This window comes from Pseudomonas campi, assembly GCF_013200955.2.
Lineage (GTDB): Bacteria > Pseudomonadota > Gammaproteobacteria > Pseudomonadales > Pseudomonadaceae > Aquipseudomonas > Aquipseudomonas campi.
Genome location: NZ_CP053697.2, coordinates 3,166,575 through 3,192,051 on the forward strand (window position 1 = coordinate 3,166,575; position 25,477 = coordinate 3,192,051).

A 25,477-nucleotide genomic window follows, 5' to 3' on the forward strand; every position below is an offset into this window, starting at 1 on the left:
TCGCCACCGCTGAAAGATTGATCTTTGCTGACAAATGTTTGATCTTTGCCGACATGGAACCCTTTATCCGCACCACCTCCTTCGCCGGCTTTCGCGAGCTGGTCGCCAAGCTCGGCGGCGATCCCTGGGCGCTGCTGCTGCGCTTTCGGATCAAGCCGGAACTGCTCGACGAAGAGGACGCCCGGGTGCCGTTGCGCTCGCTGGTCGGCCTGTTGGAGTGCGCCGCCCAGGAGCTGGACTGCGCCGACTTCGGCCTGCGCATGGCCGAGTACCAGAACCTGCACGTGCTCGGCCCGATCGCGGTAATGGCGCGCAGCTCGGCGAGCGTCGGCCACGCGCTGACGGAGATCGTGCGCTTTATCGGCTACCACAGCTCCGGCATGCAGCTCGACCTGGACCGCAGCGAGGCGCAGGCCCCGCGCGTGGTGATCGGCCTGCAGCTACCCGGTTCCGTGCCGCAGCGGCAGATGGTGGAGCTGGCCATGGGCGTGGCGCACAACACCATGAAGCTGCTGTGCGGTGCCCACTTCAGCGCGCAAAGCGTACTGCTGTGCGGCGTCAGCCCGCTGCCGCCGGCGCGCTACCGGCGCTATTTCCAGACTCAGGTGTATAGCGGGCAGGCCTGCAACGCCCTGGTGCTGACCGCGCAGCAACTGCAGCAACCCATAGAACAGCAGGACCCGCACCTGCACCGCATGCTGGTGCAGTACCTCGACCATATCCACCTGCACAGTTCCTCGGACCTGGTCGATCAGGTGCGCCGTCTGGTGCTGCGCATGTTGCCGACCCAGCAGTGCCGCCTGCCGCTGATCGCCGAGCAGGTCGGCCTGCACGAGCGGGCACTGCAGCGCCAGCTGGCCGAGCTGGGCCAGCGCTTCGATGAGCTGGTGGAAGGCATTCGCCGCGACCGCGCCGACTTCTACCTGGCCGAGCGCGACATCCCCATGTCGCAGATCGCCGGCATGCTCGGCTACAGCGAGCAGAGCGTGTTCAACCGCGCCTGTCGCCGCTGGTTCGCCCTGACGCCTGGCGAGCGGCGGCGGCAGTTACTGGAACAGCGGGCCTACCGCCGCGATTAGCGCGCGGCGGCCTTAGCAGCGCCACCGCTGACCAGCCGCAACACCTGCCAGTAGCTCGGCGGCGGCGGTACATGGCCACGTTCGCGCAGCAGGCGGTGCATCAGCGGCAGGCGAAAGTACGGCACCGAAGCCATCAGGTGATGCTCGATATGGTAGTTGACCCGAATCGGCGCCACGCAGGCCCGGGCCAGCCAGCCGGCATGGGTGCTGCGGGTGTTGCGCAGCACGTCGCGGCTGTCCTCCAGGGCGGCGTGTTCGGCCATCGAGCGGATGCGGATAAACAGCGGGAAGGGGGTGACGTAGGCCAGCACCCAGACGCCATACAGCCAGGTCTCGCCGCAGGCCCAGAACAGGCCCAGCAGCACGCCGTTGCTGATCAGCATGCCGGCGGCATTGCCCAGCAGGTCCCGCGGATAGTCCCACCAGCGTCGCCCAGCCTGCGGCAGGCGGCGAATGTCGCTGGTCAGCGACCAGCCGAGCACGCCGGCATCCATCAGCAGGCGACCGATCAGAAACTTGAGCCCGGTGATGCCGGACAAATCACGCAGGAACTTGCGCGTCAGCGAGGCGCGGGTGGTCGGCAAACCGGCCACCAGGCACAGGTCCGGGTCCGCCGCGGTGGCGGTCTTGGCATGGTGAGTCAGGTGATAGGGACGGTACTTGTGCAGCTCGTTCCAGATCGGCCGCGAGCACAGCCAGTCCACCAGCACGTCGTTGGCCCACTTGTTTTTGAACAGGGTGCCGTGGGCCGCATCGTGCTGCAGGATGCCCAGGCACAGCTGACGCCCGGCGATGATCACCAGGCCCACCAGCAGCGCCAGCAGGAAAGCCCACAGCGGAAGCTGCTCGCGAGCCCAGGCCAGGGCGGCGAAGGTCAGGGCCAGCACCGCCCAGGTCGAACCCACCGCCCAGGCACCCCAGGCGTCGGAGCGCGCGGCGAGCATCTTGATCTCGTCGCGGCTGAAGATGTCGCTGATCTTGGTTTTCTCGTTCATGTCGATGGACCGTGAAGCGTTAAAAGGACAGGTGCAACCCTAATCAAGCTTCGGTCTATAAACTTGACTAATCACGAACATAATTTGACTATTCACGAACAGCCACGCCGCACAGGCAATCGACCAGCATGTTTCTGATCCGCAGCGGTGCCCTCGATGGCTTCGAGCGATTGCTCGGCCAACTGGGCCAGAATCCCGCCCAACTGCTGCGCCAGCACGGCCTTAGCAGCGCCCAGTTGCGCGAACCCAACAGCTACCTCTCCTACCTGAAACTGGCCGACCTGCTGGACGACTGCGCGCTGCTCTGTCACGAACCGCTGTTCGGTCTGCGCCTGGCGGCCGGGCAGAGCCTGCTGGCTATCGGCGAGATGGCGCTGCCAGGCAGCCAGCAGCCGAGCCTCGGCGAGGCCCTGGAGTTCGCCAAGCGCTACCTGCACCTGCACGCCCAGGGGGTCAATCTGCAGGGCACTCTGGCCGCGGATGACTATGAGCTGAGCCTGAGCTTCGCCTTCAGCAACGCCAGCGGCCTGTGGCAGCTCAACCAGCTGGGCGTGGGTCAGCTGTTCAACGCCCTGGGCTTTCTCACCGGCAGTACCAGCCGCCAGCTGCGCCTGCATCTGCAGCAGGCGCGCCCGTCCGACTGCGCCTGGCTGGCCGATTGGCAGCCGGGCCGGCTGGTTTTCGACAGCCCTATCAATGGCGTGAGTTTCCCGGCCGACTGGCGCGAGCGCCCGCCCAGTCGCGACGAAGCGCTGACTCGCCAGTATTTCCAGCAGCGCATGCAGATGCTCGCAGCCCGCTACCCGGACAAGCTGCAGGACCAGGTCTGTCACATCATCAGCAGCCTGCTGCCGGCCGGCGAAGGCAGTGTCGAACGGGTCGGCGCGGCCCTCGGCCTGCACCCGCGCACCCTGCAGAAGCGCCTGCAGCAGGAGGGCAGCAGCTTTAGCCAACTGCTGCAGGAGACCCGCCTCGGTATCGCCCGCCAGCACCTGCAGCAACAGAAGATGAGCATCACCGACCTGGCCCTCAACCTGGGCTATGCCGAGGTCGCGGTGTTCAGCCGCCACTTCAAACGCTGGACTGGCCTGTCGCCACGGCAGTGGCGCGCCCAGCAGGGGCTGCGTGCGGAACACTGAGGCGGGTAAAGAAAGAGTCGCCGCGCCTGGCTATCTCACCGCTACCGCGACGCCATCGGCGGTATAGATCACCGCCCGGGCCTCGGCCAATTCGGCCGCTGAGCTCGGCGTCAGCGCTGGTGCGGCGGCGCGCTGGGTCTGTTTCTCGCGCACCAGCGGCCAGAACAACTGCACGGGCCAGGACTCCACCTTCACCCCAACCGGCAGGCCATAAGCGTCCTGGGGCCGGCGGGGGTGGCCGCTGTTGGTGCCATGCAAATCATCCCAAATATTCAGCACATTGCCGTAGTTGGACGAGGCATTGCCGTAGCGACCGATGCCGTGGTGCACATGGTGGAAGTCCTGCAGGGCGAACAGGTTTTCCAGGCCGTCGAGCAGCACGCCTCCCAGCCAGGAGCGGCGCAGCCAGAGGTCCCAGCGGTAACTGGCATGCTGCAGGTACACCACCGTCAACTTGAGTGCCAGCATCAGCGCTCCGGCCTCTTCCGCCCCCATGAACACCAGCAGCGGCGCCATGATGTTGACCGGCAACAGGAAGTAGTAGAACAGGTTCTCGCGCACCCCCATCAGCACGTTCATCTGCGTCGGGATGTGATGCGGCTTGTGCAGGCGCCACAACCACGGCACCTTGTGCGCGCTGCGGTGCAGCCAGTAGTTGCCGTAGTCATCGAGCAGCAGAACCAGCAGGAAGACCAGCCCGACATTGCTCTCGGCCAGCATGCCTTGCAGCTCCGGCAGGCCATGCACCAGCACGAACATGATGGCGGCAAACGGCACGGCGCGGATCGTGAAGGCGATGGCCATGCTGATCAGGTTGACGCCCAGCTCGTTCATGCTCAGGGCATGAGGCTTACGGAATTCGCCGGCGAAGAAGTCGAGCAGCAGCAACAGCATGAAAACGCTCAGTCCGATTTCCATGATCAGTGCGCCTCGGCGTCAGCGGGCTGGAGTGTTTCCAAGAAAAACACCGGCTTGCCGACCAGCAGCGGATTGACCGTCACCTGCACCGGCAGCTTGCCCGAGACAGCCGCGAACTCCTGGGTGCCGCCGCTGAAGGTCAGATGACCGCGATCACCCATGCCCGGCAGGGTATGGAAACGCGCATAGAGCTTGCCGCCGCCGAGCGAGGTGAGCTCGCAGTCACCGCTGCCCGCGGTGATCTGCTTGCCTTCCTGGGTATCGACTATGGCGCACAGCGCATGGAAGCGCAGGACCGCACCCGCCGCCGCGATTCTGCCGGCACCTTCGGCAATGATGTTCAAGCTGGAGATTCCCGGCGCGACTTCCACCGCGGACATGGACTTGATGGCCGCGCCAACCTGTAGGTCGTAGTTCGCCGCCTCAATCGGGCCTTGCGCATGGGCTTGCAGGCTGCCCAGCAGCGCCGCGAGGGCGGTAATCAGTACGGCTTTCATACAGTCATCTCCGTGAGGGATTGGGTGGTGGTCTGGGGGGCGGCAGCCGGCAGGCTGCTGCGATCGAGGAAGCGGTCATGGTGCACATGCTCGGCGGCGACCTCGCCCTGCAATTGCCGCAGAATGGCGTCGATCATCGCGGGCGGCCCGCAGAGGTAGAAGCTGCTGTCCGCGGGGCTGCAGAAGCTGCTCAGGTGTTCCCCGCAATAGCCGGTAAGGCCATCCCAGCCGGAGCTCTCCGGCTCGCTCGACAGTACCGGTACTACCAGCAGACGCCCGGGGCCCGGCCAGCGGCCTTGCAGATCAGCCAGTTCAGCCTGGCAATACAGGTCGCGCTGGCTGCGCGCGGCCAGGAACAGGGTCAGGTCCGGAGCGCGTTCACGGCCGCACAGCTCTTCCAGCATGGCCTTGATCGGCGCCAGGCCACTGCCACCGGCGATACAGACCATGGGACGGTCATCATCGCGCACCTGCAAGTTACCCAGCGGGCCCATCAGCTCGACAGACTCCCCCGTGCGATCCTGGGCAAACAGCCACTCGGTAAACAGGCCACCGGGTACGTGGCGCACATAGAACGCCACTTGCGTGCACCCGTGCGCCGAGGGCGCGGAGCTAAAGGAGTAGCAACGCGGCGCGCTGGCGAGGTCGGCATGGCCCGGCACGCTCAGTTGTGCGTATTGGCCGGCGCGGTAGTGAAGCGGCGAGTCGAGTTCGACGACCAGTTGGCGGATATCGTGGCTCAGGGCAGTAACCGATCTGATCTGTCCGTGCAGAGCCTTGACCCCAGCGCCCTCGGCGCAGGGTGATTGCCCCGGAATCTCCAAGGTCAGGTCGCTCAGCGCCTCGCTCTGACAGGCCAACAAGTAGCCTTGGCGTAGCGCCTGATGGTCGACGTGCTGAGAGATGTCGCGCTTGAGCCGCACCTGGCCGGTTACCAGGCGGCAGCGACAGGAGCCACATTCGCCGGCCCGGCACAGATGGGGAATCCGTACGCCGCCCCGCAGAGCTGCGCTTAGCAACGAGTCGCCGGCCTTGGCCACGGCCAGCAGGTCGGTGCCGGCAACATTCAGGGTAAAGCCCGTAGCAACGGGAAGTTCAGACAAATCGGCAAGCATGGCGGCCCCATCGAGGATGGTTTGGTAGGTAGCCGCGAGTCTATGCAGTCACTTTTAATGCATCCAATGCATTATTATCATCATGATAATGACGTTATGACATTAGTAGGAGCGCCACGCCCATGGATATCAAACACCTGCGCTATGCCACTGCCCTCGCCCAGGAGCTCAACTTCGCCCGGGCCGCGGAAAAGCTGCACCTGAGCCAGCCGGCCTTGAGCCGGGCCATCCAGAGCCTGGAGGCGCAACTGGGCTTTCTGCTATTCGATCGGGACAAGCGCAACGTCGCCACGACCACGGCGGGCGAGGCGTTCTTGCAGCAGGCCAAGGGCATTCTCTTCCAGATGCGCACGCTGGAACTGAACATGGCCCAGCTGCGCGACGGCAGTGGCGGGCATGTCGCCTTCGGTGCCGGCCCCTCACCCACCAACAGCCTGCTGCAGGCAACCTTGGCTAGATTGCGTCGACAGCACCCGGGTATAGCGCTAAGGGTGGACAGCAACAACTGGCGTTATCTGCTGCTGCATCTGCGTGCGGAGGACATCGAGTTCTTCGTTGCCGACACCCGGGAAATCGGTGCCCAGCATGACCTGGTCATCATGCCGCTGTGTCGGCAACCGGGCGGCTTCTTCTGCCGTGCGCAACACCCGCTGCTCGAGCGTGCCCACTACAGCCCTGCAGATCTTCTCGAGTACGGCTTCGTCGGCAATTCCATGCCGGCACCGGTGCAGGCCGGCCTCAAGACATTCCTGGGCCTGAGCACGGCGCAACCGCTGCCCATTGCGCTGCAATGCGACAACTTCACCCTGCTGAAAGAGCAAACCCTGAGTGATGACCTGATTCTGCTCGCCCCCCGGGCATCGCTCGTCCATGAGCTGGCCGCGGGTAGGCTCAGGGAGCTAAGGTTCGGCGGTACCGAGTCACTCTTCACCGATATCGATATCGTGCACTTACAGGGGCGGACGCTCTCGCCGAGCGCCAGAAGCGTGGTGGATGCCTTGCGTGAAACCGTTGCCCATCAACCCGCGGAGTTTATCCAGGCAAGATCCTGAACAGCGGGCTGGTTCAGCGGCATGGCCACACCAAAGAACCGCTGTTGTGCTCTCCGTCTAGCGTTCGCACCGGCAGCTGGTGCGTTTAGCCGCCTCAACGCAAAAAAGGCGACCTTGGTCCGGGCACCGAATTCAGGGCTATAACTCTATAGGTGAAGCCTGCTTGCCACGCGTGGCGTGCCCCTTCGGCGCCTGTGCTGCAACCCTGCAGGCGCAGGTAAACGGATCTATCGAATGAACCCTCTTTTTCAGTGGCAGCATAAGGTGCGGCCCTGCTTGCTGCTTCTGTGCCTGCTCCAGGCCCAGCCGGTATGGGCGGAGCAATTGCTGCTGGCGACCGGCGAGTTCCCGCCCTATGTCGGTGAGGCTCTGCCCGGCCAGGGGTTGAGCAGCCAGATAGTCCGGGCGGCCTTCCAGGCGGCGGGCTATCAGACCACGCTGTTCTTCATGCCCTGGCGCCGTGCCGCCGCGCAAACGGCGGCGGGGCAATATGCCGCCTCCTTCCCCTGGGCCATGAATGACGAGCGTCAGCAGCAATTCCTCTACTCGCAGCCGCTCTACCAGGATCAGATCCGCTTCTTCGCCCGGCTCGACGGCACCAGCGTGGATGAGCGCAATTGGCAGGGCATGCGACTGTGTATCCCCGATGGCTGGGATATCGGCCAACTGCAACAGCAGATCGAGCGCTTCCGGCTGCAGCTGGAACGGCCCTCGGACATGCTGAACTGCATGCGCATGATCGACGCCGGCCGGGTAGATCTGACGGCAGTCAACCGCATGGTGGGGCAGAATCTGCTAGACGGACTGCAACTGCAGCACCGGATCGGCCCGGTAGGCAGTGTGATAGCAACCGATCTGAACTTTCTCATCGTTTCGCGCAAACACCCTCAGGCCCGCGAGCTGATCGCCAACTTCGACGAAGGTCTGCGGGTGATTCGCAGTAATGGGGTTTACAGCCAGATACTGCAGCAGTCGGCCAATCAGAAGCCCTGACTCGCGCCCTGCTGACCAGCCCCTTGCTCGACTGCAATTCAATCGGTCAGCCCCAGCTCCTTGGCCCGTACCACGGCCTGGGTGCGGCGCTCCACACCGAGCTTGAAGTTGATGCGCTGGGCGTGGGTCTTCACCGTGTGCAGGGAGATGAACAGGGACTCGGCGATCTGTTGGTTGGACAGCCCCTGGGCGATCAGGCGCAGCACGTCCAGTTCGCGGCGGCTGAGCAGGGCTGCCGGCTCGCTCTCCTCCACGCTGGAACCAATCTTGCCGGCCCAGCGCATCAGCGCTGGGCTGCGCTGACTGAAAGCCCGCTCGACGCTGGCCAGGCCCATCTGCCGGGCCATGGCCAGGGCATCCAACAGCACCTGTTTGGCCTGCGCCGGCTTGTTCCAGGCATACCATCCTTCGGCCAGGCTGAAACCGATCTCGCAGGCCAGGGGTCGGCGCCCTTCGGCCAGCGCCTGGACGTGCATGGCCGTCAGGCTGTCCAATGCTTCGCGCACCTCGCCGCCGGCCAGCTGGGCCTGGGCCAGCAACAAGCGCAGGCGCACGTTCAACTCCGGAGCACCGAACGGCGGCAATGCCGGCAATCCCGCCAGCAATGCACGCAGCGCCTTCTCGGCCTGGGCGTGACGGCCCTGGGCCAGCCACAGACGCGCTCTGGTCGCCAGCAGCAGCCCCTGATACAGCTGCACATTGATATGGCCGTACTGCATCAGCCGCTCGGCATCGGCGATACGGGCGAAAGCACCGGTGCTGTCACCATGCAGCGCATCGAGCTCGGCCAAACCCAGTAGGCCCCAGACCGCTGCCGGGTCGGAACACGCCTGGCACTCCTGCACGCCGGCACCGAACACCGCCTCGGCCTCCTGGTAGCTGCCACGCTGCAACAACAGGCCGGCACGCCGCAGCAGGCTGCGCCCGTGCATGGGGCTGGGCTCGTCGCCCCAGGCATTGCTCAGTTCGGTGTGCAGGCGGCTCAGCAGGCTTTCCGCACGCAACAGCTCGCCACGGATTTCCAGCAGTTTGGCGTGTTCCAGTGCCATCAGGCTCTCGAAGGCCAGGCTGGCGTGCTCACGGGCCTGCTTGATGGCCGCCCGGTTAAGCGCCTGGGCCCGCTCGAAGTCGCCATCGATCAGCACCAGTTCGATCTGCAGCAGGTAGCACAGCAGGCGCTGACTCCAGGCCCGCTCGGGTAGCTCGGCGATGGCCTCCGTCACCAGCAGTCGCGCTCGCTCGGCGTCGCCGCGATGGAAGGCGAGCTTGCCGGCCAGAGCCTTCCACTGGGCGATCAGCTCCTGCTGGCGACGCGCGCTGGGCTGGGGCAGGAAACGCTCCAGCGCCGCGATGTACACCTCGCCTTCGTCGAGATGACCGCTGAGCAACAGGGCCCAGGCATTGAGCAAGGCCAGGCGCGGCGTGCTGCAGCGCAGGGTCGTCGGCAGCTCGCGACACCACTCCAGCAGCAGGGCCAGATCACGGCCGCGCAGCAGGCGATCCTCGGTGTAGTGCTGCATCAGACTGGCAGCCACCTCTTGCTGGTCGGCCTTGAGCGCGTATTCCAGGGCCGGACGGATTTCCTCGCGGCTCGCGTACCACTGGCAGGCCTTGCGAAACAGGGCCTTGGTCATGCTGCCGGGCAGCTGTCCGGCGAGCAGCGGCGCCAGCGTCGGCTGCACCCGCAGCAGGCGTTCGTCCGCCGCGACCGGCTCGATGAACAAACCACAGTCGCGCAGCTGGGCCAGCATCTGCATACCCTCGCCGACGCCGAGCAGTTGCTCGCACAGCTCGTGGTCGAAGCTGGAGAACTGCGCCAGGGTGAAGAGCGCCAGCTGCCAATCACTGGGCAACTCGTCCAGCACTTCACGCTTCAGGTAGTCCAGCTGCAGGCCTATTCCTGCGTCGGCCGGCAGTGCTTGGCCCGGTTTGCAGCCGAGCAGGCGCAGGCGCAGGCCGGCGCACCAGCCACGCGTCTGCTCCAGCAACTGGCGCACCTGCGGGCGCGGCCATTGATGGCCGAGTTGCTGCAGCAACTCACTTACTTCGCTTTCACTGAAGGCCAGTTCGGCACTGCCCAGCTCGAACAGCTCACCGTCCAGCAGCAGTCGGGCCAACTGCATCTTCGGCCGGCGCCGGCTGGCAACCCACCAGTGCACCCGCGCTGGCGCTTCGAGAATCAGCTGGTTCAACACCTGGTCCAGCGCCGCGTCAGGGAAGCGCGGGTAGTCGTCGAGCATCAGCCACAACGGCTGCTGCAGTTCCTGCAGGTGCTGATCGAGACTGGCCGCATCGGCGCATGGCAGACCGAGGGCATCGCCCAGGTGCTGCAGCAAGGCGCTGGCACCGATGCCCCGGCCACGCAGGTCGAGATAGACGAGTCGAGTGTCGACGGGACACTGCCTGGCACATTCGCCGAGCAGCACGCTCTTGCCACTGCCGGCCGGCGCGCAGAGCAGGCGCAAACGGCAGTCGGCCTGCAAGAGAGAGTCGCGCAGGCGCGGGCGAGGCAGATGGCCTGGCGGCAGCCTGGGTAGGTCAGCTGCCCGGGGGAAGAGGGGCGAGGATGGCGCCATGGGGGCACTCGACTTTATTGTTCTAGGGTGATTCATCCTTGCAGAGCTTGGCGTCGCTAGGCAAATTCAGAAAGAAAAAAGGCGGCCCAGGGGCCGCCTAAAACCATGGAGTTACGGTGAAGCGGCTGGATCAGCGCACGCCAGTCTGACGCAGGGCAGCCGGGGTGTAGTTGGAAGTAGAGGCCTTGGCGCCGAACTCGAAGCTGTGCTTCTCCTCGTTCTTCAGGCCCAGTAGCGAGTAACGACCGGCGATCACGTCATACAGCACTTCGACGGTATAGCCGGGCACCTGCTTGTGGTAGTACTGCTGGGCATGGCCCTCGCCGACACGCCACAGCTGACCGCGACCGTCGTAGTGGTCGACCAGCGCCAGCTGCCAGCTGTCTTCGTCGAAGTACATGTGGCGGCTGGCGTAGATATGCCGTTCGCCGCTCTTCAGCTTGGCCACCACTTCCCACACGCGGTGCAACTCGTAGCGGGTCAGGTCCTGGTTGATATGGCCGGCCTTGACGATGTCGTCATACTTCAGGCTGGGCGAGTCCAGCTTGTAGCTGTTGTAGGGGATGTACATCTCCTTCTTGCCCACCAGCTCCCAGGTGTAGCGATCCGGGGCGCCGTTGAACATGTCGTAGTTGTCCGCGGTGGACAGGCCGTCGGCAGCGGTAGCCGGGCCGTCGTACGCCACCTGTGGAGCACGCCGTACGCGACGCTGACCGGCGTTGTACAACCAGGCCATGCGCGGCTCTTTGACCTGGTCGATGGTCTCGTGCACCAGCAGCACGTTACCGGCCAGACGCGACGGTGCGGTCACTCGCTGGATGAAGTAGAACAGGATGTTCTGCGCTTTGGCTGGGTCCATATCGGGCAGGTTGCCTGGAAAGGCGATCTCGTCCTCGAACTGGATCACGGTGTAGGCGCCGTTCTCCTGCGGTTGTACGCGGGTCATCAGGCGCTTGAGGTTGCCACCGCGGTAGCGGGTGCTGTGGTTCCACACCACCTCGACGCCACTCTTCGGGATCGGGAAGGCGTAGTAGCGGCTGTCGCCGAAACCCTTGAGCCCGTTGCCACCGTCGAGACCTTCGGTCTTGAGCGCGCTGGTCTTGGCCGCCGCGTAGATCTCATCCGGCAGCGCCGCGCTGCGGTGGCTCGGGTACACCGGGATCTTGTAGCTGTCCGGGTAGCGCTTGAACATCGCCAGCTGGCCGGCGGATAGCTTGTCCTTGTACTGCTCGACATTGGCCGCGGTGATGGTGAATAGCGGCTGCTCGTTGGCGAACGGGTCGGCGAGGAAGCCCTTGGCATCCACCGCGCCGGCATTGACAGGCAGACCGCCGGTCCACTCCGGAATGCTGCCGTCGGCATTACCAGCTTTTTCCGCACCGACCGGGGTCAGGCTGGTGCCCAGCTTAGCCGCTTCATCAGCCGATACGGCAGCCATCACGCTGCTAGCCAGTAGCGACAGAGCCAGAGCACCGGATTGCAGCAGGAATTTTGTTGTTTTCATTTGCATGTCTTTCCTCAAAGGTCCCGAGCGCTTAGAAGTTCGCGCCGAAGCTGAGTGCTACGAAGTCACGGTCAGTGGCGGTGCTGTAGTCACCACCGAAGAAGTCGGTGTAGGACAGGTTGGCCGTGTAGGTGTTCTGATACTCGGCTTCCAGGGCCAGGCTGACGCCCTTGCGACCCTCTTCGAAGTTGGCACCCGGGCCTGGCGAGTAACCGTCGACGTCATGCGACCAGGCCACGCTCGGACGCAGGTTCACACCGGCGAACACATCCGGGTAATCCCAGATCGCACGGGCGCGATAGCCCCAAGAGCTGTGGGTAGTGAAACCGTCGTCGTTGCAGTCTTTGGATGCGTTGGAGAAGTCGGTATTCGGCTGACCGCCAATCACGGCGTTACCCAAGGTCACGTCGTTGAGCAGCTCGCAGGTGCCGTTTGGCAGCTCACCTGGACCAAACACCGGATCACGACCGTAGCGAGCCTCGCTGTTGTGCTCCAGACCACCCACAAAGGTCGCACCGACTTCGCCCACCAGGGTCAGACGGCTGGCACCCATCACCTGATCGATGAAGTGAGTGAAGGTGGTCTGAACCTGGGTCACTTCCTTGCGGTTATAGCCGTGACGAATGGCGCCCGCAGCCCCATCCAGCACCGAAGCGTCAGCATAGGGGTTGGCGAAGCCTGGATTGGTCAGCGGACGAACAGCCGAGAAGAGAACGTCGGTGGTGTTGAGCGCGACCGGGGCGTTGGGCCGATAGCTGACCTCACCACTCCACGCCGTACCAGTGGACAACGTAGTGGAGAAGCTCAGGCCGTACAGACGGATATCTTCCGGGTACTCCATGAAGTAGCTGGAGCTCCCGGCAATCGCCAGCGCAGAGGCGGAACCGTTAAGAATTGGCAGGATACCGTTGGCAACGTCATACACATCCTGGCCGGGGGCAGAAGCACTGAGAATCGGTGCACGGCTGTGGTAGTTCATGGCGTAGGCGCCGAACTCGGTATCCAGCGGCTCGGAGAAGTAGCGGAACGCCAGGCCCCATTGACCGTCGTCGCGAGCATCGCGGTCATCACCACGAGCCACCAGGTTACCTTCTGAGTTGACGTCTAGCGGATCCAGACCGCGCCCCACCAGAATGGGGTTCAGCACGCCGCTGACCCGGGCGACGTTGTTGGACAGCAGGCGCAGGTTGTCATCACAGCCATCCGCCGCCACGTCAACCTGGGAGAAGAAGGTGCCGCAGTTGTCGACTACGGTCTGTTCCCACTCCAGCTGATAGAAGGCTTCCATCGACAGGTTGTCGGTCAGGCTCTGCGAGACGTAGAACATGTTGACCGGGATCAGGCCTTCCTTGACCTCGGCACCAGGACGGCGGAACGCGGAAACGTCGACCGGATTGATAGCGTTGATGCTGTTCTGGATGAAGGTACTTTCACCCCAGCTCACCACCTGCTTGCCCAGACGCACGGAGCCCGGCTGATCGGCGATGGCGTAGTTGTGATAAACGAAGGCGTCGAGGATTTCCGCACCGGATGACTGGGCACCTTCCTTACGGTTGTGATCGTCGATGTCTTTGAACAGGCGCTGCTCGTCTTTCAGCTCGAAGTCGTACCAGTATTTGCCGCGCGCGAACACGCCGGTGTCGCCATACTTCAGTTCGAGGTCGTGGATGCCCTTGAAGATCTTCGAGAAGGTCTCGCCCTTCTTGAAGTTCAGGCGGCCATCATCGGTGGTCTGCGACAGGCCTTGGCCGCCGTTGTTGACCCCTATCAGATCAGGGTCGGCACTTTTTGTGGACCAGCTAGCACCTACGGAGAGAGAGGAGTCGAGCTGCCCCTCGACCTCACCAATATTGAAGCTAACCGCCTGTACTTCGGCAGCACAACTCAGCGCTACCGCAGCAGCCAGCGCATGCAGTCGGAAATCTGCGCGCCCTATTGTTCTTGTAGTCATAGGCTTTCCCCTGTTGGGTGTTTCGGACGGGGCAGAAACTAATCAATCCACTCCAACGGGGTAACGGACAAAGTAGTGATATTCACAGTCATCCTAAAGAATGAGCCCCTTGCCGAGGGGCTCGGCAAGGGGCTCTGGGAAAGCCTTGCGGGAAAGCGTCAGTCTTCGCTCTGCGCCGCCTTCAACGCCTCATAGGCCGGCGCGGCGTAGATGCCCACGGCCACTGCCAACTCCATGACCCGCGGCAGGTCGTTGGTGTAGACGAGCACGCACTGCAGCTCATCGTCCAGCGGCTCGCTGAGGTCAATGAGCACATAACCGCCCTTCTCCTTGTACATGCTGGAGAGCTGCACCTGGATACGGTTGAGGGCTTTCAGCGGCTCGACCTTGGCCAGTTGCTTGGGCTTGATGTTGAAGGGTACGTCCGGGCCGAAGGACTCGATGATGTGTTGCAGCAGTTCCTCGTAGCTATCGGCCTGGAACAGCACGGTTTCCGGCAGGCTGCCGATCACCACCCACTCGCCCAGAGGGATGGGGAAGCTGTCGTCGTAGTTGATGTCCGGGTTGGCGGCGAGGAAGGCGGCAGGGTCGGTATAGGCCTGGGCCGCCTCGTCGGCGATGCGCGCGATCTCCTCGTCGGTCATGCAGCCGGAGCTGATCAGGGTGATGAGTTCGAGGAGTTGGGCTTGCATGGGGAGAGTCCTGGCGCCTGGAGTGGGCGCCTAGGATACAGGGACGACGCAGGGCGGGTGAAAACCCGCGCGATATAACGCGGGTTTCACCCGCCCTACGCCAATCTCAGAACCTGTTTAGGGTCTTTTGAGCTAGAGCCAGGCAAGGCGCAATTGAGCGAGGACGCGGAGTTTACGAGGTGTAAATGAGCAGTACTCGCTTCGCTCGCCCTCCGGGCCGCGCCAAAGCGCGTTAGCGAAAAGCCGCTTTCCGAGCCCAATTGCAACGCAGCATGGCCGACGATCAAGAGATCCTAGACAGGTTCTTAGCGCAGCTTTTCCAGCAGCCCGTAGTACCACATGCCCACAGCCAGCATCGGGTTGCCGAACACGTCACCCAGCGGCACCTTGATGTGCTTGCAGCTGGCGAAGGTGTCGAACTGGCCGAGGCTACCGGTCAGGGCCTTGGCCATGATCTCGCCCATGATGTGGGTGGTGGCGATGCCGTGGCCGGAGTAGCCCTGGCAGTACCAGACGTTGCCCGACAGCTTGCCCAGCTGCGGAATGCGGTTCATCACGATGCCCATGGCGCAGCTCCACTGGAACTCGATATCCACGCCCTTGAGCTGCGGGAAGGTGCGCTCGATGCATGGGCGCAGTTCGCCAGCGATATCGCGCGAGTCGCGCCCGGAATAGTTGGCGCCACCACCGAACAGCAGGCGGCCGTCGGCGGTCATGCGGTAGTAATCGAGCACGAAGCGGCAGTCGTACACGGCCAGGTTCTGCGGGTTGAGCTCTTTGGCCAGCTCGCCCAGCGGCTTGGTGGTGACGATGCCACCCATGGCCGGGAAGATCTTGCCCTTGAGCTTTTTAGGTTCCAGCTTGTGATACACGTCGCCGGCCAGCAGCACCTGCTTGGCGTCGATGCGGCCCTGGGCAGTGATCACCGCCGGATTGGCGCCGTGGACGATTTCCAGCACCTCGGAATGTTCGAAGATCAGCGCGCCCAGACTGGCGGCGGCCTTGGCCTCGCCGATGCACAGGTTGAGCGGGTGCAGGTGCAGGTTGCGGGTGTTCTTCAGTGCGCCCAGATACAGGTCGCTGCCCAGGTGGGCACGCACGCCTTCGCGATCCAGCAGGGTCACTGCATCGCCCATGCCGCGGCGCTGAGCTTCGGCGTAGGTGCTTTCCAGCTCGCTCATGTGCACCGGTTTCATCGCCGCATGCAGGTGGCCGTGGCGCAGGTCGCACTGGATGCCGTACTTCTCGACCCGGCTCTGGATGATTTCGTGACCGCGCCAGCGCAGGTGCCAGATGAAGTCGTCGACTTCCTCGCCGATGCTGTTGCGCATCTGCGTACGCATCGCCTCATCACCGGACAGGCTGCCGGTGACCTGGCCGCCGTTGCGTCCGGTGGCGCCCCAGCCGATCTTGTGCGACTCGACGATAGCTACCTTGAGGCCACGCTCGGCCAGTTCCACCGCACTGGCCACGCCAGTGAAGCCACCGCCGATGATCACCACGTCGACACTGACCTGGCCCTGCAGGGTCGGGTAGTCGGTCTCCTCGTTGAGGGTGGCGGTGTAGTACGACTTGCAGCGCTCGGCGGCAGGGATCACGGGCTGGATGGCGGCGTTCATGCGGTGTTCCTTGTGGATAGGGCGTGGAAAGGCGCGAAACCCTTTCCGCGGGATAACGGGTAAGTAGCCCGGATGCAATCCGGGAAAGACCGGGCGTTGACCCCGGATTGCCTCCGGGCTACGTCAATCAATCCGGCCTGGATCAGTTAGCAGCACCAGCCCTGGTTGGCTGGCAAGCGAATCGGCAATGGGCGCAGCCCTCTGGCTCACGCGGGGGGCAGACCATCCGGTGGGCGCGCGTGACGGCAATGCCAGAGGGCCCAGAAGGCGAGAATTTCAGGAAGCAGCGAATTGGCCCGATCGGCAGCGTACCGAGCCCCGGCCTTGAACAGGCCCAAGCGAGGTACATGGCGGCAAAGACGGATCGGGGAAATCATGGACAAGGAGACTCGCACGCCGGCTAGCGTTGGTTAAATCGGATTTTTTACACATTCAGATTCAGCATCACTAAACAAACCTGCCCCTGTCGCTAACAGGCTGTTGTAAACACCGCGATGGCCACGCAGGCAGTTCTGCAACAGCCGGTTCTGCAACTGCCGGCTAACGCGGCGACTGGTAGCGGAACGGTACCGCCAGCCCGCTATCGATCTGCCAGGACAGCTGATGCACCCCGGCCAGCACGCCGCGATCGGTATTGCGCATCAGCTCCTGCCATTCCGCTTCGAAGGCGCTCTGGAGATTGCGGCGTAGTTGCGCCTCGGTTTCAGGGCGCTCGTTCGCGCGGGCAATGGCCGTGAAAATCGCCACGCCCAGGGACAGCGTGGTGCCGGCCACCCGCCCGACCATGGCGCCGACGGCGCTGGCCGCGCTGCTGGTGGTCAGTTCATCCACCAGTCGCTCACTGGTGCGCTGCGCCACCGAGGCAATGCCGGGGTCCGTCGACCAGTCGCCCAGACCGCCGGGCACGGCACGGATGCGTTCGATCAGGCCGACATAGGCGGGCAGCCGTTTCAGCGGGTCGGCTTGCAGCAGCTCATAGAGCGACGCGCCGGGCGCCTGGGTGATGGCGGGAACCGCCTGCAAGCGCTGATCGAACTGTTCCTGCGGCACTGCATGGCGCTGCGCAATGCCCTGCAGCCGCTGGTCGAGTTCCTGCACATAGAGCCGGGTGCTGCGCTCCATGATCTGATCCGGGTCATCCTCTTCGGCCACCGGCTCCAGCACGCGCTCCTGGTACTGCTCCTGCAGGTACAGCGCCAGGCGGCTGACGGTCGGGTCCTTGTCGCCACCCGCGCTGAGCTTGTACCAGGACACCTTCATGCTCAGCCATTGCTGGGTCCAGTAGCCGGAAAACCAGGGAATGAACGCGTCCTCGGTCTGCCGGTAGACCTGATCCATCCAGTGCTGCATGGACAACAGGGCATGCTCCCTGGCCTGCTCGGCGGCGGCCTGCGATGCCCTGGCGATGTCGCGGTCGACCTGGCGCCAGGTGCTGGCGGAGACCGGCACCGGTGGATCGCTGGCGCAACCGCCCAGCGTCACCAGCCAGGCGACGAACAGGGCCTGCAGCGTCGGCCGCCATAGCCGTCGCCCCAGCGCTGGCGCCCAGCTGACAGCCAAGTCCCCTGCACTGCACATAGCGCGTAACCGCCTCGCAGCCCACGACAGGCCGCGCCTCTCCTCTGGCAAGCTGCAGATGGCACCTGCGCAGCCTGGCCCGCCCCCGCTCCAACGGAACGTCCAGCACGTCCGACTCTGGTGTGTTGAGTATAGGGTTAGCCCGCCTACCGGCCGTCAGCCGAGCCAGCCCAGGGTGGCCAGCAAAAGCACCAGATAACGGCCGACCTTGGCCAGCGTGACAATCAGCAGAAAGCGCCACCAGGGCTCGCGCATGACGCCCGCAACCACGGTGAGCGGGTCACCGATGATCGGCACCCAGCTCAACAGCAGCGACCAGCGGCCATAACGCTGATAAGCCTGCTGGGCCTTCTCCAGCTGACTGGCACTGACCGGGAACCAGCGCCGCTGGCGAAAGCGCTCGACGCAGCGACCCAGCCACCAGTTCAGCAGCGAGCCCAGCACATTGCCGCTACTCGCCACGGCCAGCAGCAACCAGGCCGGGTACTGTTCGCTGAGCAGCAACGCGACCAGCAGCGCCTCCGACTGCGCCGGCAACAGCGTGGCCGCGGCAAATGCCGCGAGAAACAGACCGGAGTAGGCAGACAGTTCCAGCATGTGCGTCGGCTCAGCAAGGACAGGGACAAAGCCGTGGGCTGTCGCCATGACCGCCAACCGCAAGGCGGCGGATGATGACGAAGATACGTCGGCCTAGCCAGCCCGGCGCACCCACCAGGAGCCGAATCGGCCATGGGTTGACCGGCCAGCGCAGTGAGGCGTGCAAACCCACCTATTCTATGGGCAGGCGCTCAAGCCCCAGCCGGCTCGCAACAGGGGCATCACAGGGAGCACAGCATGCGCGACGACAGGGCTGTCAGCCCATGAACAACAGCTGGCTCAACCCCGGCCTGCTGGGGCTCACAATTCTGGCCTTGCTGGCTGGCGGCGTGGCGCACCTGCTCGACCATGGGCTGCTGGCCAGCCAGCTGTGGAGCGGCAGCGCCCTGCTGGTCGCCGCCCTGTTGCTGGTCGAAATCATCCTGCGTCTGCTGCGCCGCGAGCTGGGCGTCGACCTGATCGCCCTGCTGTCGATCCTCGGCGCGGTACTGCTGGGGCAAGCGCTGGTGGCAGCGGTCATCGCGGTCATGCTCGCCAGCGGCAGAACCCTCGAGTACTTCACCTCACAGCGTGCCGAGCGCGAGCTAAAGCGCCTGATCAACCGTGCGCCACGCTTTGCCTGGCGCCTGCAAGACGGCCAACTGGTGCAGATCCCGGTCGAACAGGTGGCGCTGGGCGATCGCCTGCTGCTGCGCATGGGCGAGGTGCTGGCAGTCGATGGTGAACTGCTCAGCGCCAATGCCAGTGTCGATGAGTCCGCCCTCACCGGCGAGTCCTTGCCGGTGAGTTATGCCGCGGGTGCCACGCTGCGCAGTGGTGGGGTCAATGTCGGCGCACCGTTCGAGCTGCGCGCCAGCCACACCGCCGAGCAGAGCACCTACGCCGGCATCGTGCGCATGGCCGAGGCCGCGCGCCAGTCACGCGCACCCTTCGTGCGTCTGGCCGACCGCTATGCCCTCGCTCTGGTGCCGCTGACCCTGCTGATTGCCGGCGCGGCCTGGCTGCTCAGTGGCGACCCGATCCGCGCCCTCGCCGTGCTGGTGGTCGCCACGCCCTGCCCGCTGATCCTCGCCGTGCCGATTGCCATCATGGCCGGCATTTCCCGCAGTGCGCACCGCGGCATCCTGATCAAGGACGGCGCCACCCTGGAAGCCCTGGCCGCGGCGCAGATTCTCTTCCTCGACAAGACCGGCACCCTGACCACGGGCCATGCCCGAATTCAGGCGGTGGAAAGCGCCGGCGTGCAGAGCCAGGAAAAACTGCTGTACCTGGCCGGTTCACTGGCCCAGGCCTCGCCCCACCCGATCTCGGCGGCGATCGTCCAGGCCGCGCAAAAAGGCACGCGGCCCCTCGGCACGCCGCAACAGGTGCGCGAGCAACCGGGCGCGGGCCTGCAAGGCGAGGTCGATGGCCATGAAGTGCGTATCGGGGCGCTGGAGTTCGTCAGCCCAGGCGCCGAGACCGATGCCTGGGCGCAGTCCGTGTTGCGCCGTATGGACTACCAGGCGGCCGGCGGCAGCTTCATCGGCGTGGATCAGACCCTGGCCGGCGCCGTGCTGTTTGCCGATCCCCTGCGCATGGAGTCACCCCACGCCCTGCGCCTGCTGCGCCGCGCCGGCATCCACAAGATCATCATGCTCACCGGTGACCGGCCTGAAACCGCGCAGATGATCGGCCTCGCCGCCGGCGTCGATGAAGTGCGCGCCGGGCTGGACCCGGCAGCCAAGGTCGCGGCCGTGCTGCAAGGCCGTGAACAGGGCAAGACCCTGATGGTCGGTGACGGCATCAATGATGCCCCGGCCCTGGCCGCCGCAGATGTGGGCATTGCCCTGGGCGCCAGTGGCGCGACGGCGTCTTCCGAGGCGGCCGGCGTGGTGCTGCTGGTCGACCGCCTCGACCGCGTGGCCGAAGCCCTGCAGATCGCCCGGCGTTCGCAACGGATTGCCCGCCAGGGCGTGCTGGTCGGCATGGGTTTGTCGCTGCTGGCCATGCTCCTGGCCGCCCTTGGCTACCTGCCGCCACTGGCCGGGGCGATCCTGCAGGAAGGCATCGACGTCGCCGTCATCCTCAACGCGCTGCGCGCCCTGGGCGGTGGCTTGCACAACGGGGCAGGCAAGGCGCTGGAAGGTGAGCGCATCGACCGCCTCAAGCGCGAGCATGACGACCTTGCCCAGCCACTCGAGGCGGTACGCACGCTGGCCCGGCAATTACCCAAGCAGACCACCGAACAGGCGCGCACCGCGCTGGACAGCCTGGTGCGCCTGCTCGAGGAAAAACTGGTGCCCCACGAGCAGAACGACGAGGACCAGCTCTACCCCCTGCTGGCCCGGCACCTCAAGGGCGATGACCCACTGGCGGCGATGAGCCACACCCACCGCGAGATCTTCCGCCTGGTGAAACTGCTGGCGCGGATGAACGCCGACTTTTCTGCCAGCAGCACAGCGCCCTCCACGGAAGATATCCAGGCCATGCTGCAGCGCCTGGACACCGTGCTGGCCCTGCATTTCGCCCAGGAAGATGAGCTTTACCACAATCTGGACAGGCGGTAGTGAGCAGGTAAAACAGGCAAATCCCAGCGCAGATGGACAATTGTGGGAATCAACATCTTCAATTAACTCATGCAAGCGTGATCCACCGACATAAATGCATCATCGCAGCGGCGGCCCGTGCGCATGGGAATATGACGGCAGCGTGCCAGTATGGTTAGACTGCAAATCTGTATGGCCGAACCTGCTGGGCGGCGTTTCTCAATCCTGGCGAAGCAGAGTCCCGATGCAGTCACTGAGTTCTATCAGGGCGCCCGAAAGCGCCAACGATGAGCTATTCGATGGCCTGGTCCGGCTGGCCAGGCAACATGTCGGCGTGATGTCGGCGCTGGTGATCGCAGGCGCCGAGGATCAGCCGCGGATACGCACCTGCGTAGGTGCTGCACTCGAACATGCCGTCAGCCTCGGTCATCTCGAGGCCCCCTGGCGCTGCACCGATGCACTGCTCGTAGTACCCGATGTGCAGTGCGATGAGCGCCTACGCGATCTCGACCTGCTCGCCGCGGCACCCCATATACGCTTTCTGCTGGCCTGCCCACTACGAGCGCCGGCCGGTGAAGTGCTCGGCATCCTCTATCTGCTGCACGATCAACCCCGCGAGTTGAACATGGCCCAGCAACAGACTCTGCACGAACTTGCCCAACTGGCGGCGCAACTGCTCGCCCGCGAAGCCGCCGATGCGGATTGGCAACAGCAGGTGGATCTGTTGCGCGAGAACGAACGGCGCATGGCTCTGGCGATTACCGGCAGCGGCACCGGGATCTGGGATCGCAATGTCGCCACCGGGGAAATTCACTACTCCTCGGGCTGGAAAGCCTTGCTGGGGTATGCCGAGCACGAAGTCGGCAACCGCATCGAGGAAAGCTATACACGCGTCCACCCCGCCGACCTGACCTATGTCCAGGCGAGCATCCAGGCGCATCTCGAGCAGCACACCGAGGCGTACGAAGTCGAACACCGCCTGCAGTGTCGTGACGGTAGCTACAAGTGGGTATGCAGCCGCGGCAAGGTGGTCGAGCGCGATGTGGCCGGCCAACCCCTGCGTATGATCGGTACCACCACGGACATCAGCGCCATGCGCGCCCTGTCGGAGCAGGCGCAGCAGACCGCCAGCCTGATGACCGACCTGACCAATGAAATCCCCGGCATGGCCTTCCAGTACCAGCGCCTGGCAGATGGCAGGTCTTGCTTTACCTATGCCAGCGGCGGGGTACGCACGATCTACGGCCTCAGCCCGGAGCAACTGCTGGCAAACCCGGACCTGCTGCACGAGATCATTCACCCGGAGGATTGGGCCTTGTACCTCTCCTCCCTCGCCATCTCCGCCACCAACCTGACGCCCTGGCACCTGGAGTACCGGGTGCAGTTGCCGCAGCAAGGCACCTTCTGGCGCCAGGGCGATGCCTGCCCCAGACAGCTGGAAGACGGCAGCGTGCTGTGGCATGGCTTCATTGCCGATATCACCGAGCACAAGCTGATCGAAGCCGAGCTGCAGGAGTTCGCCACCACGGACTTCCTGACCCAGCTGTGCAACCGCCGCAGCTTCATGCTGCAGCTCGAAACCGAGCTGTCCCGGGTGCAGCGAACCGCCGGGCACTGCGCGACGCTGCTGATGTTCGACCTCGACCATTTCAAGGACATCAATGATCGCTGGGGCCACTTCGTCGGCGACCAAGCGCTGCGCCATTTCGCGGCGATCCTCCGCGCGCAGCTGCGCAAGACCGACGCTGCCGGACGGATGGGCGGTGAAGAGTTCGCCGTGCTGCTGAGCGATACCGATATCGCCCAGGCCATGAGTTTCGGTGAACGTATTCGCAGCGAACTGGCGAGAACGCCCCTGGTTCATGCCGGTGAACAGATCCCCCTGGCGGTCAGCGTCGGCATTGCCGCCATCAACGCCGGCGATCCGACCCCCGAAGCCGCGCTGTCGCGCAGCGACATAGCGCTGTACCGCGCCAAGCGCAGCGGTCGCAACCGCATCGAATGCCATTCGGAAGCGGCGCACTAAAAGCCGTTCACGATCTCCCCCAGGGTGCGCTGTGCGCCCTATAACCGGCACTCCGCTGCGCATGGCGCACCCTCCGCAATGGGCGCCCCGGTGCAAAGCTGTGTGGCCCCTTCACGCATTTTTCGTGGTCAGCACGATCGTGAATAACCCTAAGCCGCAGACCTGTAATTCCTTTCTCGAATACCGGCCTTACCCATGAGTTCGGTATTCCCTGACTACTATCAGTGCCATACCCAAAACCTATTTGATAGCTCGGTAGGCAGGGTCAAGACTCATCCGGGTAGTTAGGTGCAAACAACAAAAGGAATGAATTCATGTCGAACGAAGCAAAGTGCCCATTCTCGGGCGGTGCTGGCAGCCCCACCGTCGCTGGCGCCCAGTCGAATGCAAACTGGTGGCCTAACCAACTCAACCTGAAGATCCTGCACCAGCACTCCTCGCTGTCCGACCCGATGGATGCGGACTTCAACTACGCCGAGGAATTCAAGAGCCTCGACCTGGACGCCGTAGTCCGCGACCTCACCGCCCTGATGACCAATTCCCAGGACTGGTGGCCAGCCGACTGGGGCCACTACGGCGGCCTGATGATCCGCATGGCCTGGCACGCAGCCGGCACCTACCGTATCGCCGACGGCCGTGGCGGCGCCGGCACCGGCAACCAGCGCTTCGCCCCGCTCAATAGCTGGCCAGACAACGGCAACCTGGACAAGGCCCGCCGTCTGCTGTGGCCGATCAAACAGAAGTACGGGCGCAAACTCTCCTGGGCCGACCTGTTCGTCCTCGCCGGCAACGTCGCGCTGGAGTCCATGGGTTTCAAGACCTTCGGCTTCGGCGGCGGGCGCAGCGATATCTGGGCGCCGGAAGAAGACGTCAACTGGGGTGCCGAGACCGAATGGCTGGCCACCAGCGACCAGCCCAACAGCCGCTACTCCGGTGATCGCAACCTGGCCAACCCGCTGGCTGCCGTGCAAATGGGCCTGATCTACGTCAACCCGCAAGGCCCGGACGGCAACCCCGACCCGCTGGCCTCCGGCCGCGACGTGCGCGAGACCTTCGCGCGCATGGCCATGAACGACGAAGAAACCGTGGCGCTGGTCGCCGGCGGCCACACCTTCGGCAAGGCCCACGGCGCTGGCGATGCGGCTCTGGTCGGGCCAGAGCCGGAAGCCGCGGCGATCGAGGAACAGGGCTTTGGCTGGATCAACAAGTTCGGCAGCGGCAAAGGCGTGCACACCATCACCAGCGGGATCGAAGGCGCGTGGAAACCCAACCCGACGAAATGGGACATGGGCTACTTCGACATGCTGTTCGGTTACGAGTGGGAGCTGACCAAGAGCCCGGCCGGTGCCCACCAGTGGGTGGCCAAGGACGTCAAGCCGGAGCACATGATTCCCGACGCCCACGACCCGTCGAAGAAGCACCCGCCAATGATGACCACCGCCGACCTGTCGCTGCGCATGGACCCGGCCTATGAAAAGATCTCGCGACGCTTCCACCAGAACCCGCAGGAGTTCGCCGACGCCTTCGCCCGCGCCTGGTTCAAGCTGACCCACCGTGACATGGGCCCGCGCGCCCGTTACCTGGGCAAACTGGTACCCCAGGAAGAGCTGATCTGGCAGGACCCGGTGCCCGCCGTCGATCATCCGCTGGTCGATGCCCAGGACATCGCCGCCCTGAAGGCCAAGATCCTCGCCAGCGGCCTGTCCATCGCCCAACTGGTCAGCACGGCCTGGGCCTCGGCTTCCACCTTCCGCGGCAGCGACAAGCGCGGCGGGGCCAATGGCGCACGCATTCGCCTGGCACCCCAGAAGGACTGGCCCGCCAACCAGCCAACTGAACTGGCCAAGGTTCTCGCGGCCCTGGAAAGCGTGCAGAAGGACTTCAATGCCTCGGCAGCCGGTGGCAAGAAAGTCTCGCTGGCCGACCTGATCGTGCTGGGCGGCTGCGCAGCCGTCGAAGCGGCGGCGAAGAAGGCCGGCGTCAGCGTCACGGCGCCCTTCACTGCGGGCCGCACGGACGCCACCCAGGCGCAGACCGACGTCGAATCGTTCGCGGTACTGGAGCCGAAGGCCGATGGCTTCCGCAACTATGCCCAGCCAGGGCTGGAAGCGGTGGCGGCCGAGTTGCTGATCGACAAGGCGCAGTTGCTGGGTCTCACCGCCCCGGAAATGACCGTGCTGATCGGCGGTCTGCGCGCCCTCAACGCCAACGTTGGCCAAGCCCAGCATGGCGTGTTCACCAAGCGCCCGGAAACCCTGAGCAACGACTTCTTCGTCAACCTGCTCGACATGCGCACCAAGTGGCAGAAGTCGGCCAGCGCCGCAGGCGTGTTGGAAGGGCGTGATCGCAAGAGCGGTGATCTGCAGTGGACCGGCACGGTGGTCGACCTGGTCTTCGGTTCGAACTCGCAGTTGCGCGCGCTCGCCGAGGTCTATGCCACCAGCGATGCACAGGCGAAGTTCGTCCATGACTTCGTCGCCGCCTGGGACAAGGTGATGACCCTCGATCGCTTCGACCTGGCGTAACGCTGCAAGCCAGGCTTTGAGCGGCCTGGCACACCTGGCCAAGACCTGACCCGGGGCAATCCCGGGCCAGGTCACGGCTGCAGCAGCCCGCAG

The 25,477-nt window shown here is 64.5% G+C and carries 18 protein-coding genes; 7 read left to right on the top strand and 11 right to left on the bottom strand.

Annotation, left to right across the window (positions count from 1 at the left end; genetic code table 11):
• The first annotated feature begins 38 nt into the window (after positions 1 to 38).
• Complete coding sequence (locus tag HNE05_RS14755; RefSeq protein ID WP_240008764.1) at positions 39 to 1,079, top strand: AraC family transcriptional regulator; 1,041 nt, start codon at positions 39 to 41, stop codon at positions 1,077 to 1,079.
• Here the strand turns inward: HNE05_RS14755 and HNE05_RS14760 are convergent.
• Positions 1,076 to 2,074, bottom strand: a complete 999-nt coding sequence (locus tag HNE05_RS14760) for a fatty acid desaturase family protein (protein WP_173208728.1) — start codon at positions 2,072 to 2,074, stop codon at positions 1,076 to 1,078. The two genes, HNE05_RS14755 and HNE05_RS14760, sit on opposite strands and share 4 nt — an antisense overlap.
• A 128-nt stretch (positions 2,075 to 2,202) precedes the next feature.
• Between HNE05_RS14760 and HNE05_RS14765 the strand changes: the two genes are divergently transcribed.
• A complete protein-coding gene (locus tag HNE05_RS14765) occupies positions 2,203 to 3,213 on the top strand; it encodes a helix-turn-helix transcriptional regulator (protein ID WP_173208730.1) in 1,011 nt (336 codons plus the stop codon).
• 30 nt (positions 3,214 to 3,243) lie between these two features.
• Here HNE05_RS14765 and HNE05_RS14770 read toward each other — a convergent pair whose 3' ends face one another.
• The 3 genes from HNE05_RS14770 to HNE05_RS14780 are packed head-to-tail and all read right to left on the bottom strand — an operon-like array spanning position 3,244 to position 5,743.
• Positions 3,244 to 4,131, bottom strand: coding sequence for a sterol desaturase family protein (locus HNE05_RS14770; RefSeq protein ID WP_173208732.1), 888 nt, complete (start codon positions 4,129 to 4,131; stop codon positions 3,244 to 3,246).
• A gap of 2 nt (positions 4,132 to 4,133) precedes the next feature.
• Positions 4,134 to 4,628, bottom strand: a complete 495-nt coding sequence (locus HNE05_RS14775; RefSeq protein ID WP_173208734.1) for a hypothetical protein — start codon at positions 4,626 to 4,628, stop codon at positions 4,134 to 4,136.
• Positions 4,625 to 5,743, bottom strand: coding sequence for a 2Fe-2S iron-sulfur cluster-binding protein (locus HNE05_RS14780; protein ID WP_173208736.1), 1,119 nt, complete (start codon positions 5,741 to 5,743; stop codon positions 4,625 to 4,627). The genes HNE05_RS14775 and HNE05_RS14780 overlap by 4 nt, the downstream gene beginning before the upstream one ends.
• Positions 5,744 to 5,865: 122 nt before the next feature.
• Between HNE05_RS14780 and HNE05_RS14785 the strand changes: the two genes are divergently transcribed.
• On the top strand, positions 5,866 to 6,795 hold the full coding sequence (locus HNE05_RS14785; protein ID WP_173208738.1) for a LysR family transcriptional regulator: 930 nt from the start codon (positions 5,866 to 5,868) through the stop codon (positions 6,793 to 6,795).
• Positions 6,796 to 7,071: 276 nt separating this feature from the next.
• Positions 7,072 to 7,788 carry a substrate-binding periplasmic protein gene (locus HNE05_RS14790; protein ID WP_173208740.1) on the top strand — a complete coding sequence of 239 codons (717 nt, stop codon included), beginning with the start codon at positions 7,072 to 7,074 and terminating at the stop codon, positions 7,786 to 7,788.
• 38 nt (positions 7,789 to 7,826) lie between these two features.
• On the opposite strand, the gene HNE05_RS14795 is transcribed toward HNE05_RS14790, so the two are convergent.
• From HNE05_RS14795 to HNE05_RS14825, 7 genes are all read right to left on the bottom strand, one after another.
• Positions 7,827 to 10,253, bottom strand: a complete 2,427-nt coding sequence (locus HNE05_RS14795; protein WP_173208742.1) for a LuxR C-terminal-related transcriptional regulator — start codon at positions 10,251 to 10,253, stop codon at positions 7,827 to 7,829.
• Positions 10,254 to 10,494: 241 nt separating this feature from the next.
• Positions 10,495 to 11,868, bottom strand: coding sequence for a DUF1329 domain-containing protein (locus HNE05_RS14800; RefSeq protein WP_173208744.1), 1,374 nt, complete (start codon positions 11,866 to 11,868; stop codon positions 10,495 to 10,497).
• A gap of 31 nt (positions 11,869 to 11,899) precedes the next feature.
• Entirely contained in the window at positions 11,900 to 13,819 is a 1,920-nt protein-coding gene (locus tag HNE05_RS14805; RefSeq protein WP_173208746.1) for a DUF1302 domain-containing protein, read from the bottom strand.
• Between the two features lie 158 nt (positions 13,820 to 13,977).
• Positions 13,978 to 14,511 (bottom strand): hypothetical protein, encoded by a 534-nt coding sequence (locus tag HNE05_RS14810; RefSeq protein ID WP_173208748.1) that lies wholly within the window; start codon positions 14,509 to 14,511, stop codon positions 13,978 to 13,980.
• A 305-nt stretch (positions 14,512 to 14,816) separates the two neighbouring features.
• Positions 14,817 to 16,130, bottom strand: a complete 1,314-nt coding sequence (locus tag HNE05_RS14815; RefSeq protein ID WP_173208749.1) for an NAD(P)/FAD-dependent oxidoreductase — start codon at positions 16,128 to 16,130, stop codon at positions 14,817 to 14,819.
• Between the two features lie 540 nt (positions 16,131 to 16,670).
• Positions 16,671 to 17,690 (bottom strand): hypothetical protein, encoded by a 1,020-nt coding sequence (locus tag HNE05_RS14820; RefSeq protein WP_240008765.1) that lies wholly within the window; start codon positions 17,688 to 17,690, stop codon positions 16,671 to 16,673.
• A gap of 174 nt (positions 17,691 to 17,864) precedes the next feature.
• Complete coding sequence (locus HNE05_RS14825; RefSeq protein WP_173208750.1) at positions 17,865 to 18,305, bottom strand: YqaA family protein; 441 nt, start codon at positions 18,303 to 18,305, stop codon at positions 17,865 to 17,867.
• Positions 18,306 to 18,568: 263 nt separating this feature from the next.
• Between HNE05_RS14825 and HNE05_RS14830 the strand changes: the two genes are divergently transcribed.
• The 3 genes from HNE05_RS14830 to katG all read left to right on the top strand — a co-directional run bounded on the left by HNE05_RS14830 (position 18,569) and on the right by katG (position 25,384).
• Entirely contained in the window at positions 18,569 to 20,854 is a 2,286-nt protein-coding gene (locus HNE05_RS14830) for a heavy metal translocating P-type ATPase (RefSeq protein ID WP_173208751.1), read from the top strand.
• A 223-nt stretch (positions 20,855 to 21,077) separates the two neighbouring features.
• Entirely contained in the window at positions 21,078 to 22,859 is a 1,782-nt protein-coding gene (locus HNE05_RS14835) for a sensor domain-containing diguanylate cyclase (protein ID WP_173208752.1), read from the top strand.
• 314 nt (positions 22,860 to 23,173) lie between these two features.
• A complete protein-coding gene (gene katG / locus HNE05_RS14840; protein ID WP_173208753.1) occupies positions 23,174 to 25,384 on the top strand; it encodes a catalase/peroxidase HPI in 2,211 nt (736 codons plus the stop codon).
• Positions 25,385 to 25,477 lie beyond the last annotated feature (93 nt).